General features: G+C 69.9%; 11 protein-coding genes, 1 tRNA gene and 1 pseudogene. 6 read left to right on the forward strand and 7 right to left on the reverse strand.

Annotated features, from left to right (window positions below; translation table 11 throughout):
- Positions 1-9: 9 nt before the first annotated feature.
- Together nrtL and ACZ7M2_RS07945 are read right to left on the reverse strand one after the other, a co-directional pair.
- Entirely contained in the window at positions 10-1,173 is a 1,164-nt protein-coding gene (gene nrtL, locus ACZ7M2_RS07940; protein WP_471594591.1) for an ArgS-related anticodon-binding protein NrtL, read from the reverse strand.
- Between the two features lie 373 nt (positions 1,174-1,546).
- Complete coding sequence (locus ACZ7M2_RS07945) at positions 1,547-2,089, reverse strand: response regulator (RefSeq protein ID WP_471594592.1); 543 nt, start codon at positions 2,087-2,089, stop codon at positions 1,547-1,549.
- 158 nt (positions 2,090-2,247) lie between these two features.
- Between ACZ7M2_RS07945 and ACZ7M2_RS07950 the strand changes: the two genes are divergently transcribed.
- Together ACZ7M2_RS07950 and ACZ7M2_RS07955 are read left to right on the forward strand one after the other, a co-directional pair.
- Positions 2,248-2,319, forward strand: a tRNA-Arg gene (locus ACZ7M2_RS07950).
- 517 nt (positions 2,320-2,836) lie between these two features.
- Positions 2,837-3,043, forward strand: coding sequence for a hypothetical protein (locus ACZ7M2_RS07955; RefSeq protein WP_471594593.1), 207 nt, complete (start codon positions 2,837-2,839; stop codon positions 3,041-3,043).
- A gap of 343 nt (positions 3,044-3,386) precedes the next feature.
- On the opposite strand, the gene ACZ7M2_RS07960 is transcribed toward ACZ7M2_RS07955, so the two are convergent.
- From ACZ7M2_RS07960 to ACZ7M2_RS07970, 3 genes are all read right to left on the reverse strand, one after another.
- Positions 3,387-3,563 carry a transposase gene (locus ACZ7M2_RS07960; RefSeq protein WP_471594594.1) on the reverse strand — a complete coding sequence of 59 codons (177 nt, stop codon included), beginning with the start codon at positions 3,561-3,563 and terminating at the stop codon, positions 3,387-3,389.
- Between the two features lie 12 nt (positions 3,564-3,575).
- Positions 3,576-4,691, reverse strand: coding sequence for an MBL fold metallo-hydrolase (locus ACZ7M2_RS07965; RefSeq protein ID WP_471594595.1), 1,116 nt, complete (start codon positions 4,689-4,691; stop codon positions 3,576-3,578).
- A 527-nt stretch (positions 4,692-5,218) separates the two neighbouring features.
- Positions 5,219-5,758 (reverse strand): carbonic anhydrase, encoded by a 540-nt coding sequence (locus tag ACZ7M2_RS07970; RefSeq protein ID WP_471594596.1) that lies wholly within the window; start codon positions 5,756-5,758, stop codon positions 5,219-5,221.
- An 820-nt stretch (positions 5,759-6,578) separates the two neighbouring features.
- On the opposite strand from ACZ7M2_RS07970, the pseudogene ACZ7M2_RS07975 reads away from it, so the two are divergent.
- Together ACZ7M2_RS07975 and ACZ7M2_RS07980 are read left to right on the forward strand one after the other, a co-directional pair.
- Positions 6,579-7,060 (forward strand): annotated as a pseudogene (locus ACZ7M2_RS07975) (DUF2269 family protein).
- Between the two features lie 67 nt (positions 7,061-7,127).
- A complete protein-coding gene (locus tag ACZ7M2_RS07980; RefSeq protein ID WP_471594597.1) occupies positions 7,128-7,631 on the forward strand; it encodes a hypothetical protein in 504 nt (167 codons plus the stop codon).
- A gap of 259 nt (positions 7,632-7,890) precedes the next feature.
- Here the strand turns inward: ACZ7M2_RS07980 and ACZ7M2_RS07985 are convergent, their stop codons facing one another.
- Positions 7,891-8,394 carry a CAP domain-containing protein gene (locus ACZ7M2_RS07985; RefSeq protein WP_352052749.1) on the reverse strand — a complete coding sequence of 168 codons (504 nt, stop codon included), beginning with the start codon at positions 8,392-8,394 and terminating at the stop codon, positions 7,891-7,893.
- A gap of 443 nt (positions 8,395-8,837) precedes the next feature.
- Positions 8,838-9,677: a patatin-like phospholipase family protein gene (locus tag ACZ7M2_RS07990; protein WP_471594598.1), complete on the reverse strand. Its 840-nt coding sequence runs from the start codon at positions 9,675-9,677 to the stop codon at positions 8,838-8,840.
- Between the two features lie 273 nt (positions 9,678-9,950).
- Here ACZ7M2_RS07990 and ACZ7M2_RS07995 point away from each other — a divergent pair, with 273 nt between their 5' ends.
- On the forward strand, positions 9,951-11,549 hold the full coding sequence (locus tag ACZ7M2_RS07995) for a M1 family metallopeptidase (protein WP_471594599.1): 1,599 nt from the start codon (positions 9,951-9,953) through the stop codon (positions 11,547-11,549).
- Between the two features lie 368 nt (positions 11,550-11,917).
- Positions 11,918-13,876 carry an N-acetylmuramoyl-L-alanine amidase gene (locus ACZ7M2_RS08000; protein WP_471594600.1) on the forward strand — a complete coding sequence of 653 codons (1,959 nt, stop codon included), beginning with the start codon at positions 11,918-11,920 and terminating at the stop codon, positions 13,874-13,876.
- Positions 13,877-14,342: the final 466 nt, after the last annotated feature.

Here is a 14,342-nt window from a genome sequence, read left to right on the forward strand (position 1 = left end):
CACAGACGGTCACAGATAGTCAGGGGCGCTGATGCCGAGCAGGGACAGGCCGCCGGCCAGCACCGTCCCGGCGGCTTCGGCGAGCGCGAGCCGGGCGCGGTGGGCGGCCGAGGGTTTCTCGTCGCCGAGCGGCAGCACGGTGTGCTGGAAGGCGAGGAGGGCGTCGGCGGTGGTGACGAGGTGCCGGGCGAGCCGGTCGGGCGCCCGGTGCAGGGCCGCCTGCGTCAGCACGGCCGGATACCCGGCGAGCGCCCCGACGAGCTCGTCGCCGCCGGGTACGTCACCGGGGTCGCCGGTGCAGCCGAGCGCGGCGGCGTTACGGGTGAGGGCCCGGGTGCGGGCGTGGGCATACCGGACCCGGAAGAGGGGGTTGCTCTCCCGCTGAAGCAGGTGATCGGCGCTGATCCGCGGCCGATCGTGGGACGCGGGGTGCAGCAGGGCCCACCGCGCGGCGTCGGGGCCGAGGGGGGTGGGGTCTTCGGGGGCGGGGGTGGGGCGGAGGGTTGTGATCCGGGGGTGGGGATGGTGGGGACGCGGGCGGTGGGGGCGCGAGGGATCGGCCTGCGGCGCGTTGGCGTGTGAGGGATCGGCGCCCGCTGTCTTGGCCTGCGAGAGGTTGGCGCTCGCGGGCTCGGCGCGCGAGCGGTCGGTGCCTGCTGGCTCGGCACGCGAGAACTCGGGGGCCGCCGACTCGGCACGCGAGGGATGGATGTGGTGCACCTCCGCACGGCCGCCCTGGGTGGCCACGATCCGTACGAGCGTGTCGGCGACGACTTCGGCCCGGATGTCGTACGGGACCCGGAGCGGGACGATCTGCCCGGCGAGGACGTCGCCGTACCCATAGGCGTCACGTCGGCGCTGGATCTCCCGCACGAGAGAGGCGCCCGCGCCACCCCCCAGCCGAATGTTGAGGAACCCCGGCCCGGTGATCGCGACGTCGGCGACACCTTCGCTGCGGGTGAGGTGGGGCCGCAGGATCTCCGCGACCTGCCGTGCCGGCCGCCCGGCGGGCCGCGCCAACTGCAACGCGATGTTCGTGGCGTAGTCCCCACACCCACCCGGCCCCGGCGGCGTCACCACCGCCCGCACCGGCACGACCACACTCAGCTCACCCTCGTCCACGGCACGACGCACCGCGCGCAGCACGGTGCGGGAGAGCTCGACGGGGGTCACGGGACAAGCGTAGGGGAGGAGGGGGGTGGGTAGGCGACTCCGTTTGGCAAGGGTCCGGGATGTGGACGGGGTACGGAGGGCAAGGGTGTTCTCACTGGCGAGGGGGAGTGACCGTCCACGTCGTCGAGTGTCGACCGTGGTGTCGGAGTACCGGGAACGACGTGGACGGGGTAGGGGGTACGGCAACCCGGACGGAGTGCAGGGACACCGGCGAAGTAGGGCCGGAGCCGCACGACGACCGCATCCGGGCGACGGCCCCTCCCACTCTCACGCAACACCAATCGTCAATCACCGATCACCGACACACGGGCGGGCACGTGCCCGCAGGGCCGACCACCGTCGGCTCCTCACCCCTCAGCGGCGCGGCGCCCGCTCAATGACCGGCGCGCTGGGCCTCCTCGGCCCCGAGCTCCTCGGCGCCAAGCTCATCGGGCCCGAACGTCTGCCCGCCAAAAGCACCGCCACCACCGGCCCCACTCCCGCTCCCCCGCCGCTCCATCAGCTCCCGTACGAGACGCACGAGTTCGGCAGGTTCAAAGGGCTTGGCAAGAAAGGCGTCAACGCCGACGTCCAGTCCGCTCTCGACCTCGTACTGCGTACAGGCACTGACGATGGCGAGGGGAAGATTCCGGGTCCGGGGGTCGGCACGCAGCCGGGCGGCGGTACGCAACCCGTCGAGCCGAGGCATGACCACATCCAGGGTCACCACATCGGGCCGCACGTGATGCACGACGTCCAGGCATTCGGCACCGTCGGCCGCGGTCACGACCTCGATGCCCTCCAGCTCGAGGTTGACCCTGATCAGCTGCCGGATGACCTTGTTGTCGTCCACAACAAGCACCCGACCGGACGCGCCTGGCACAACTCGAGAGTAGGTCCGCGCCCACCGCGCCGTCCGGGTTTTCCCCACTTCCACCCCCGTACGGGGGCCTCGACCACCCCAAGGACGCCCCTCGCGGACGCCCCCACTCCCCCTCCCCCGAACACCGCCCCGCCCCCACATAAACCCATGCCAGCCCCCCACGAAAGAGCTGGTAGGGTTCTACCCGTCGCCGCGAACACCGCGCCCGACACGCCCCCGTAGCTCAGGGGATAGAGCAACGGCCTCCGGAGCCGTGTGCGCAGGTTCGAATCCTGCCGGGGGCACTCGCCGGTCAGAAACTTGAAAGTGTGATCTGACCAGGGCGGATGCCGACATGAAAGAGCGGGAGACAGTCTCACTGACTCCCGCTCTTTCTCGTTGTCTCTCACTGTCCGCGCACCATCTGCGATACACGGGACACACCTCCGACACACTCACGCGCTCCTCGCGCGTAGGGCACCCCTGACGACGTCGGGGGGCTGTACGGAAGGGGCGGTCGGGCCAGCGCGCCTATCTCGAAGGGTGCGACGCCATCCCAGCCGCCATCGAGATGTTCGAAGACGCCTGGGTTCGATACGAGGCGTACCGGGCGGCGCTAGGCGATGCCTGAGCCGATAGCGCGGGTGAGCTTTGGACCACTCGCTGCACCTCTAGCGCTAGGGCCTGTCCGACGGGTCGCGTCACCGACCCCGCACCCGACAGCAATGTCACCCGAATGGCGCAACATGACGTGCCACCCACATGGGTGAAGATCAAGCTGGCTAGTGCCCCAACCGAGGCAATCCGTGAAAGGGAAACCAAATGCGCATTCGACGAATCCTCGCCGCCGTCATCGCCACGGCAGCCCTCGCCGGACTCGGCCTCACAGGCGCCGCCACCGCCACCGCACAGGGTGGCGGCTCAGGTTACACCACTCCTTCTCAGTGCAGGGAGGGCGGCGGAACGCCCTATCTGCACAACACCGTCAAATGCTGGGGTGGTAAGTACGACGGGATGATTGTCGACTAAACCCCACAAGGCGCCCCGCAGCCACGCGCCGCGGGGCGCTCCCGCGTGAGCGCGCCGGATATCGCACGCAAATTGACCTACGTCTTCGGTGACGCGCAGTGCGCCGAGTGTGATGGGATCTTCAGCGTCGAGGAAGCCATCGTCTCCCGGTGGGGCTGATGACACTGTGGTCGCCAAACGCCACAAGCCGAACCGATGGAATCCGCCCGGGAACAGCGAAGCCCCTGAACCAAAGTCCACGGGCTTCAATCTTGGGACAGGCCGTGTCACTCGTATTCGCGCTTCATACGGAGTTTCCGGTTCTCGCGTTCCAGTTCGCGCAGGCGGGCGCGTTCGCTGATGTTCAGGGGAGGCTCCCCCCGGCGTGCTCTTGCCGATACCGGCTGACCCAGGTGCCCAGCGTTCCCTCGTTCACGTATATCTCTCGGGCGGCCTCGGCGATCGGGCGGGACTCCACGGCCGCCATCTTGACCGCTTCGTCCCGAAACTCAGGACCGAACTTCCTACGCTTCTGTGCCACGTGCTCGCTCCGTCAGGCGGGCGCGCTCTCGAGGTGCAACGAGGTGCCGGACGAGCTTGGCACCCAGGCCGACGGGAGCGCGGCAGCCAGTGCATGCTGCGCACGCCAGCCTGTGCAGTGGCCGGGAACGACCAGGCTCGGCGCGAATTGCGCCAGGGCGGTGATGGTCGGCGGGATGATCGGTTCGAATGCCGGCCCGCTCAGATGCAGTCCGCCGACGAGGGCATGGAGCCGGTCGACCTGGGTGAGGCGTAGGGCGTGCCGAACGATGTTGACCGCGCCGGCGTGGCCGCAGCCGGTCAGCACCACCAGTCCGTGCCCCCGGTGGTTCACGACGAGGGCCTGATCGTCGATGACTTTCGCGTCGTGTGCCCACCGCTCGCCCGTCCACGCCTCATGACTGGGCGGCATGCCCCGTTCGAACTCAGTTGTCCTGTCGACTTCGCCAGTGATCAGTACGCTCTCATCGAGGAGCAGGGAGGGTACGCGCCGTTCCACCACGTCGAATCCCTCCTGGCGCAGAGCCTTCTTGCTGACGGTGGGAAACGGCTGGATCTCTGAACCCGGGAGCACCACGCGACGGCGAGTCCACACCTCGGGATGTACGAGCATCGGCATGGTTGAGGCGCGCCGGCGTCCCGCGAGCCCGGCCAGACCTCCGGTGTGGTCGAAGTGGCCGTGACTGAGCACGACCGCTTGGAGATCGTCGAAGCGCACGCCGAGCCGGTCGGCGTTGAGGACCATTCCCGTCGGCGAGAGCCCGGCATCGAACAGCAGCGAGCCGGTGTGTCCGAGCCGCTTGATCGTGACCAGCGCGGAGAAGCCGTGCTCGGCGACGAGGCCGACGAAGGTCTCGCCCTCCTCGAAGTGCGGCGCCGGCTCGACACCGACGCTGAAGGGAGCACGGCGCGTGCGCTCATCGCCGCCCAGCAGGGCGTCGTAGACGTTGTCGACGAGAATCGTGATCTCGACCTCGTCGACCGGTTCAAGAGGAATGGGGTCCACCGCGGGCCCGAAGGCGGGACGAGGCGTAGCACTGGCCGCTTCGGCGGCGTTACCTGCAGCAAGACACATGGGATTGGCTTTCTGCCGATTGTTCGGCTTGTTCGTCGCCGACGAGCCGCCCACGACGATTGACGCGGACCGTACTGCGTTGGCCCGATCAGCCGGGTGTGCCGTGACGGCCGCCGGGGGCATGGGCATCGCCACAACCACCACAGTGGCTCAGAGCGGGGGCGCACGCAGCCGGGACACGGGCTGGGCGGCTGCGCACCAAGGCGGCCGACCGGGCACTGTCGCTGCCTTCGAGGCCGCCCGGCCCACGGTGATGCTGCGCTGCTCATCGATGCGTGCGGGAATCAGGGGCAGCTGCTCGCGCCGCGCGCTGGCCCGCCCGTCGGCGGCCCATCGCGCCGTCGGGCGGCGCATCGCCGCTTGTTCGCGGCGCGAGGCAGAGGCGATGGCTCGCCCACGTCGGCAGCCAGGACGTACTGCCCGAAGGCCGTCTTGTAGCGTTCGGCGAAGGCTTCGACGGGGCCCTGTGCTGCCGTGTTCGTCCTGCGCAGTCTCATCCGATCTGCCCGCACGGGCGCAACCCGGCCGCCTCTGTCGGGCAATGCCTTGGTGAGCCTCGCCGAGGTGGACGAAGCCGGCGCCTACTCCTCGCCGGCCCTCGCGGTCGGGACGACGACCTCGATCAATCCGGTCTCGACGTCGTAGACGAGCCCTGTCACGAGGCCTGCGGGCATCCTGGTCCTGAGGACCTCCTTGAGGACCCCGACGTCGACCTGGACGGCGGCAACCGGGTCCATGACGGCTTTCGCGTCCAGCGCCTCGACGGGGATGTCGAAGTCGTCCGCGAGCATTTCGGGGAACGCCGCGATGTCCCTGATGCCGCAATCGGTGTGATGCATGACCACGATGTGCGTGCCTGCGGGGGCGCCGCCGCGGTGGGCCTCCCTGACCTTCGCGAGCATGAGCAGGGTGCGAAACACGGCCGGGTTGACGCGTCCGCCCACGTTGCGGATCGCTGTGACCTCGCCGAGGTGCAGCCCGAGCACGTGGCTCGGATCGACACGGGAGTCGACGCACCCGATGACCATCAGGTTGCCGCTGCCCAGGATGTGCAGGCCCTCATGCGCGCCACGGGCGGCGAACGCGGCGTTCCGGCTGACCAGATCCTCTGTATTGATCATTTTGTTTCCTCAACAGTGCTGTGGGGGTCAAACATATAGGAGCATATGCTCCTATCGTGTGGGGTGCAAACACCACGAAAGGGGAATCGGTCGGCCATCCCGCCGACCGTAGTGAGCAGGAAGATCGAGCCGACTCCGGCTTCGCCGGGGAACGGAAGCGGACCAGGCAAGGGTGGCTGAGGACCTGCCGGCGCGCGGCGCGGCGCCACGCGACGCGGTGCCGGCCCCCGGTGGCGGCGTGGCCGAGCACGGCTTCACCCCCGCAGCGTAAACACCAGCTGTCCAAGATCAGGGGGGAACCTCACCCCGCCACAGTAGGAAGGCATGGCGGCGGCAGCGGTGAACACGGCTCGTCAGCTGGGAACCGTGCTCGGAACTGTCGTCACCAGTCGCTTCCCCCGGAACCTGCATGACCGTCTCGTCGAGGCGGGCATCCCCTCGCCGCAGGCGGACAGGATCCTGGAGGGTGCGTCACACGGCGGCAGCGCGACGAGCCTCCTCGCACCCCTCGCCCGCATGGTGGGTACGGCGGTACCGAGGGCGTTCACCGTCCCCGGACATCCGCCGAGGCATAAGCGGTACGTCAACGGGACGGTGCGAGGCGCCTACAGGGCTTCCCCGCGCACAACTTCCCCCCGAACAGCCGGTGTTGATCGTTGAGCACAACTATCAACACCGGCACCGCCCGCGAACCGAGCTCCGGTCAAACGGACGGCCAGACCTCCGGGCGACGCCGCGATCAATCGTCGGGCTTCGAACCAGACTGAAACCGTGCGTCTGACGCCCCGCGCCGGCGTGCGCGCGAAAGGGAGACACCGGCATGGCCAAAATCCTGCTCAGCATCCACGTGCTGGCCGCGATCCTGCCGGACCGGTCACCATCGCGGCGAGCTTGTTCCCGCGTTCTGCACGCCACGCGCTGGCCGACGGACCCGAGCAGCAGTCGGCCGAGGGATCGGTCCGGCTGCTGCACCGGATCTGCCGGGTCTACTCGGTGGTCGGAATCTCCGTACCGGTCTTCGGTGTCGGCACCGCCGAGGTGATGGGCGTGATGGGCAGCGCCTGGCTCATCGTCTCCATGGCTCTGACAGCGGTGGCCGCCGTCCTGCTGGGCGTCGCGGTGCTCGGCACCCAGGACGACGTGGTCACTCAGCTCGACAAACCCGAACGGACACCGACCGCCACGCAGGCCCTGATCGCCCGGCTCCCCCGCCTGTCGGTGATCACCGGTCTGTTCGCCCTCCTCTGGCTGATCGTGGTGGTCCTGATGATCGTCCGCCCCGGCTCGACGACAGGCGCATGACGGCTCAGCCACCGCAGTGCACCCCTCGCTCTGCCAGTGGCTGTTCGCTCTGTGGTCGAATACGGGCGTGTCCCTTGACGCCATCGATGCTGTGAACTGGTCGGCGATACCCAACCCGACCTGGCACCAGTGCGACGATCCTGAGCGTGTCGCTCACGCGCTGCGGCTGCTGACGGTGTCCACCACCGCCAACCAGACAGGCGACGCGGCGGCCCTCCTCGCCGGCGGTGGCTTCGTCTGCGGCCACGCCGCCATGGTGTTCCCGGCAACCTACGCAGCCACTCCGATCCTGCTGGACCTCGTTGAAAACGGCCGACGGCCGCGTATCAAGGACGCGGCCCTCGGGCTCCTGTCGGAGGCACTGGACTCTTTCCCGGCCGCCGGCCACAACCGCGTGGACACCCCCTATGGCACCGACGTCCCGCTCTGCTGCGCCATAGCGCGGCACATACGCGGCCATCGCGGTGCCCTGCGCGCCCACGGACGCGGCGGCAAGAGCCTCCTGGCAGAGGCGGAGCGTCACTGGCGACTGACCATCGAGGAGATCGAGCCCAGTCCGATGGCACCCTGATCGCCCTCGCCGTCCTCGAAGGCGCACCCTTCGACACACCGGCCGAGGCCCAACCGCACACCCCGCCGTTCCTGCGACCCGCTCCGGCGGTCCGTATCGACGCCCTCGCGACCGATGCCACCGGCGCCACGTGCGTCCAGCTCACGCGACCGCCGTCCGGTTCGCTGTCCGCGGGCTCCACTCTTTACCCGGCTGAATGCGGCCTCCGCGAACACTGAAGCTCGGGCGAGACGTGTAGGCACGGCTGCCGCACACAGCGTCAGGGTGCGTACTGGCACACCGTGATCGAGCCGGTGGGAACGCCGCTCTTGGTGCCGCAGCCGATCTTCCCGTATCTCTCGCTGATCATGTTGTAGTAGTGACCCCATTTCCGGTAACCGGGGCTGTCGGTGTCGTGGTTGGGGTCGGCGTCGTAGGCGCTCTTCTCCGAGGCCCATCGTCCCGTGGCCTGGGTCGCCGAAGAGGAGGATATGTTTTCGGCGGCGTTGCTGATCGGGCCGTGATGCAGGCTGCCGCCCTCGGTGGATGCCGGGTTGTCGGCCCAGGCCTGGGCTGCCTTGGCGAGCGAGTCGTCCCAGGTCAATGGTGACTGGCCGGCCTGCTGGCGCACGCTGTTGGTCTCGGAGACGATGGCCTGCTGATCGGACGGGCTGACTTCGGAGACGGTCGCGGAAGCGCCCGTCGTCAGTACCGTGCCACCGGTCAAGAGCGCCGCCGCGACGATGGTCGCGGCGCGACGGTGCAGCAGAGTGGGGTTCTTCATTGCGACTCCCTGGCCGCAGGAAATACAGCAGCGCCGAAAAGGCCTGCTGGGGAGTGTCGGCGTGGAGGACGGCTGCCACGGAAGCGAGCCGCACCGCCGACTCGTACCGTGGCCGGACAGCCATCGGCGACAACGTGGTCTCGTCGGCGGCCGCATGGCCGCATTCGGTACGACCAGCCTATGCCCGGGGCGCCCGTGCAGCGACCGGGAGACAACGACACGGGGCCAGGGATCGTGGGTTCACATGCCGCCGTGGCGAGGCGTCACCTTCGTGTGTGTGGGGCGAAATGCCAAGTAGCAACTCGGGTGCGGTCGCGGTGAGTTCGGCGGGTACGGCATCGCACTCAGTCCGGCTGGTGTGTCACTCAATCGTCCTGTCCCGACACCCGGTCGGCTTCGAGCGACCGCAGCCTCCCGACCCGGATCGCGCACTCCGTCGAGGCTCAGCCGTGCCAGATGGCTCGGACCTCTTCGGCGTACTCGGCCGCCTGGCGTAGGCCTGCCTGGGCCGCGCCCGGAATGCGGGACGCATCCAGCGCGTTGCGGCCGAACGCGCGGCGGGCCGCTCGGTCCGGGACCAGCAGGGCGGCCCGGGTACCGCCCGCCTCGAGGGAGGCCACCTGATCGAAGGCACTCGGGGTCGCGCCCGGCACGTCGGGGATCGGGGCCAGGACCACCACCCGTCGGCAGTCGTGCGCCAAGTCGGCGTTGGTCGTGGAACGTACGCCCCCGTCCATCCAGCGGCCCGTCCCGATCGTGATCGGCGGGAACAGCGGTGGCAGTGCGCACGTGGCCGACATCGCCGTCACCAGGTCGACGCCACTGTTGGCGCTGAAGCCGGTCGGTTCGCCGGTGAGCGCATCCACCGCGAACAGCCGCACGGGCCGCTCCGGCCAGTCCTCAACCGGCAGTTGGGGGCGGATCGCGTCGAACACATCGGTCTCCGTCACGTCGTGCACGTTCAGGGAGAGCCGGCCCAGCCGCTTGACCACGGTCGCCGGATCGCGCGAACCGAGCGCCGCCCACAGGTACTTGACCGTCATGAAGAAGGTGAAGTCCACCTCCATCATGGCTCGCTTCCGGGCGACCTGTACCTCGTACAGGTCGGCGGGCGCCGCTCCTGCGGCCAGTTCCACGGCGAGCAGCGAGCCGGCCGACGTGCCGGCGAGCACGTCGGCATCGCCGAGCTCCAGCCCGGCGTCGGCCAGCCCCGCCAGCATGCCGACCTGCCACGCGTACGCGGTCAGGCCGCCCCCGCCCAACACCAGCGCCGTATCCGCCACGTCCACCCTCCCCGCCAGCGGGGACTGATCCCCGTTTCCTGCTTCGACGCTAGCACGCAACCGGGGAGTTATCCCCGTTTCTGATGGCAGCACCCCGTCGCGGCACCCCGTCGCGGCACCCCACCGCAGCACCCCATCGCAGCACCCCGTCGCAGTGACCAGTCGCAGTGACCAGTCGCAGTACCCCCGCGAGGTGACCGGCCATGAAGTGACCGACAAGGATGTGAGCCGAAATAGTCGGTTATGGGCTGATCCGGCTGACATAGTGCGGCCATGGAGATCCACGACCCCCGGCAGCCGAGTCAGTCCCGTGGCCCCCGGGGTCTCCGTGGCCTCCCGGGCCCCCGCACCCGCCGTACGGCCCTCCTCCTCGCCGTCACCGGCGCCGTGGGGATCGGCGGTGCCGTGGTCCTCGTCGGCGCCCTCCCCCATGGAGACCGCCCCTCCCCCGCCCGCCCAGGCACCCTCGCCACCACGGCCCCCTCCCGCACCACCGCCTCCGCCGGCTCACCCGGTGCCCCGGGTATCGGCGACCCGCTTCTGCCGCTCGACGGCAACGGGGGGTACACGGTCAGCCGCTACACGCTCGCCTTCGACTGGCGGGCGCCCAGGACACGCTTCGACGCCAGTACGACCATCAGCGCGAGCGCCACGCAGGCCCTGTCCCGCTTCGACCTCGACTTCGCGGGCAACACGCTGCACTCGGTCACCGTGGACGACGTACCGGCGAGGACCGTGCGCGACGGTGACGAACTCGTCGTCACACCCGCGAAGCCGATCCCCCAGGGCGGCGCGTTCACCGTGCGGGTCGCCTACACCGCCGACCCGACACAGCGAAGGCACCGCGGCGACGCGATCGGAGACTACGGCTGGGTGCCCACACCCGACGGCACCGTGCTCTATCCGCAGCCCGACGGGGCCAAGATGATCTTCCCGGCGAACGACCATCCGAGCCTGCGGGCGCCGGTCACCTTCCTCATCACCACTCCACCGGGTGTCAGCGCGGTCGCCAACGGCCGGCTCGTCGAGCGCGCGCCGCGGCCCGACGGACGGGTCCTGTGGACGTACGACTCCGAGCAGCCGGTCGCGGCGCAGCTGGTGCAGATGGCGATCGGGAAGTTCACGTTCGTCGAGAGCACCGGTCCGCACGGGCTGCCCGTCCGGGACGCGGTCCCCGGTGACCTGGTCGCCGAGACCAAGGCCTATCGCTCACTCACGCCCGAGCACCTGGCCTGGCTGGAACAGCGGCTCGGCCCGTACCCGTTTCGCCGTTACGGCGTGCTGGTGGGGGACACCGACCTGCCGGTGGCGCTGGAGACGCAGTCGCTGTCCCTTGTGCCGAAGGGCGACCTACAGGGTGACCGGGTCGGCGCCGAGCGCGACCTCGTACACGAGCTGACCCATCAGTGGACCGGCGACAGCGTGGCCATCCGGCGGTGGTCCGACCTGTGGCTGAGCGAGGGGCACGCCCGTTTCTACGAGCGTCTCTACTCCGAGGCGCACGACGGCGACAGCATCGAATCCGCGATGCGGGCGGCGTACGAGCAGCACGACCAGTGGCGTCACGACGACGGGGCGCCCGCCGAACCCCGCACCGAGGCGGCCCTGTTCAAGCAGGTGCGGTACGACGGCTCGGCGCTCGTGCTCTACGCCCTCCGGGAGAAGGTCGGCGAGGGGACCTTCGAGAAGATCGAGCGGTCCTGGGTGACGAAGTACCAGGGGCGGGCGGCCGGTACCCAGGACTTCGTCGCGCTGGCGTCCGAGGTCGCGGGCGAGGATCTGAAGCCGTTCCTGACGCCGTGGTTGTACGGGGACCGCACCCCGCCCATGCCGGGACACCCCGACTGGCAGGTGGACCCGGTCCAGGACTGAGCCGTCACCTCCCCCGTACGGCGACACTTCCGCGCACCCCGTATGACGGGGCTCCCACGCGCCCCGTATGACGGCACTCCCACGCGCCCCGTACGACGGGACTCCCGCGTGCCGCGGCGGGCTCGCGCCGACTCCCCGCCGGGGCGGACGTTCTGCCGCCGACCGGGTGGCCTCTGCCGGGTGGCTGGGCCACACCAGTGACGCTTGGCGCGACGGGGCGTGTCGGGCACGGAAACGTACGGGGGGTGATGCAGAGGGCAACTCCTTTGTCCTGATTGCGACGAGCATGATTGGAGACCCTTGCGATGAGAAGACGTGTCGCCCCCCGTGTCCCCAACTCCCCACGTGAGCACCGCCGTACAGTCCGCATGACCGCCTCCGCGGCGCTCCTGATGCCGCTGCTGGCCGGCCCGGCGGCGTGCGCCGGAGGGACATCGGCCGACCGCCAGCTTCAGAACGTCTTCACGGACGCCGCGAACGAATACCACGTGCCGCGCAGTGTGCTTCTGGGCGTGTCCTACCTGCAGTCGCGATGGGACGCCCGGCCGGGCACCCCGAGCGTCGTCGGCGGCTACGGGCCGATGCACCTGGTCGACGCCCGCCAGGCCAAGGGCAAGTCCCCGACACCGGCTCCGTCGGAGTCGCACCGCGGAGGTGCCCAGCCGCCCGCGGCCGCGGCGGGGTCCTCGGCCTCGCCCGCGGCGGGCTCCCCGGGCGGACGCTCCGCGCAGCCCGCGGACCTGCGCCGGGCCGCCGGCCTGATCGGAGCCCCGGTGGCGCGGCTGCGGACCGATGCCGAGGCCAACGTACGCGGAGGTGCGGCGCTCCTCGCGGAGACACAACGGCAGCTCGGCAAGCCGCTCAGCACCAACCCGGCGGACTGGTGGGAGGCGGTGGCACGCTTCCCGGGGACCGGCGACACCGCGTCGGCGGCGGAGTACGCGAACAACGTCTTCGCGGTGATCCGCAAGGGCGCGCACCGCACCACCGACTCCGGACAGCAGGTCACCCTCCCCGCCAGCCCTGGCGTACACCCCCGCACTCCTCACCCCCAGGCGGCACGGCGGCCCAAGGAGGTCGAGTGTCCCGCGGAGCTGACCTGCGACTGGCTCGCCGCGCCGTACGTCGAGTACGACGACAACGGCGACTACGGCAATCACGACCTGGCCGACCGGCCCAGGGACCAGAAGATCGAGTACATCGTCATCCACGACACGGAGGCGGGCCTGCCGTCCATGCGTCAGACCGTGCAGGATCCGACGGAGGCGTCCTGGCACTACTCGATCCGCTCCAAGGACGGCCATGTCACCCAGCACATCAGGACCAAGGACGTGGCCTGGCACTCCGGGAACCAGTTTGTGAACGCCCGTTCGATCGGCATCGAGCACGAGGGGTTCCTCAGGCAGCCCGACGCCTGGTACACGGAGCAGATGTACCAGTCCTCAGCCAAACTGGTGCGCTACCTGGCGAAGAAGTACAACATCCCGCTCGACCGTCAGCACATCTTCGGGCACGACAACGTGGCGGCGCCGACCACCTCGAGCATCCCCGACATGCACGACGACCCCGGCCCCTTCTGGGACTGGCGGCACTACTTCGACCTCCTCGGCGCGCCCCTGCGTGCCACGGCCGGGCCCGACAGCGACCTGGTGACCGTGCTGCCGGACTTCACCACTCACAAGCCGGTGTTCACGGGGTGCACCAAGAGCGGTGTGAAGTGCGCGCCGCACGGCTCCAGCGCCGTCCGCCTGCACACCGAGCCGGACGAGCACGCGCCACTGATCCAGGACCCGGGCCGGCGTCCCGACGGCGAGGACTCCACGGAGGACGTCAACGACCTGGGGTCGCGGGTCTCCGCCGGCCAGACCTACGCGGTCGCCGGACGCAGTGGCGACTGGACGGCGATCTGGTACCAGGGCCACAAGGCGTGGTTCAAGAACCCGAAGAACCATCCGACGGCCGTCGGCGCGAGCGGCCGGTTCGTGACTCCGAAGGAGGGCTTGAACGAGATCCCGGTGTTCGGGCGCGCCCTCCCGGAGGAGGAGGCCTACCCGGAGGGAGTGGAGCAGCAGTCCGATTCCCCGCTCCCGTACAGCCTCCTCGCGGGCCAGCGGTACGTGGCGCAGTCCCGGCCCGTCGGTTCCTATATCGACAGGTCGACCTTCAGTGACACACCGAGCCTGGTGGTGACGGGGCGCGAGGAGTACTACGAGATCCAGTTCGGCCACCGGATCGCCTACGTCCGCGCGAGCGACGTGGACCTGGTGCGTGTACCTGGCACGGAGAAGGCGCCGTCGGGACACGCGGCGCCCCCTGCTGGGCAATAGAGGAGTCCCCGTCCGAGCCGGAGACGTCCACGCGACCACGTGGACGCCTCCGGCTCAGGCATGCCGGGGGTAGCCGGGCGGCTCAGACGTGCTGGGGTGCCCGGCGGCTCGGACGTGACGGAGTACCCCGCGGCTCAGACGTGACGGGACACCCCGCAGCTCAGACGTGACGGAGTACCCCGCGGCTCGAACCTGACGGGGTGCCCCGGAGCTCAGACATGAGGGGACACCCCGCAGCTCAGACGTGACGGGGTGCCCGGCGGCTCAGACGTGACGGAGTACCCCGCGGCTCGGACGACGTGACAGGTACCCGGCGGCAGTTCTCTTCGTGGGCGCCCCCGCGCCCTCTCCTCGCGCCCGTGAGCGGCCGCAGGCCCGGCCGCGCCGCGCCTCTCCTCCATATCTCCACAGATCCCCACGCCCCCACCGATCTCCACGTCCTCGCAGATCTCCGCCTGCCCAGAGC

Source organism: Streptomyces sp. NPDC111507 (genome assembly GCF_055638955.1).

Bases quoted from the DNA above. Each gene is read 5' to 3' on its own strand.
- ACZ7M2_RS07955 (WP_471594593.1), top strand. From the start codon at position 2,837: ATGCGCATTCGACGAATCCTCGCCGCCGTCATCGCCACGGCAGCCCTC.
- ACZ7M2_RS07970 (WP_471594596.1), bottom strand. From the start codon at position 5,758: ATGATCAATACAGAGGATCTGGTCAGCCGGAACGCCGCGTTCGCCGCC.
- ACZ7M2_RS07985 (WP_352052749.1), bottom strand. From the start codon at position 8,394: ATGAAGAACCCCACTCTGCTGCACCGTCGCGCCGCGACCATCGTCGCG.
- ACZ7M2_RS07995 (WP_471594599.1), top strand. From the start codon at position 9,951: ATGGAGATCCACGACCCCCGGCAGCCGAGTCAGTCCCGTGGCCCCCGG.
- ACZ7M2_RS08000 (WP_471594600.1), top strand. From the start codon at position 11,918: ATGACCGCCTCCGCGGCGCTCCTGATGCCGCTGCTGGCCGGCCCGGCG.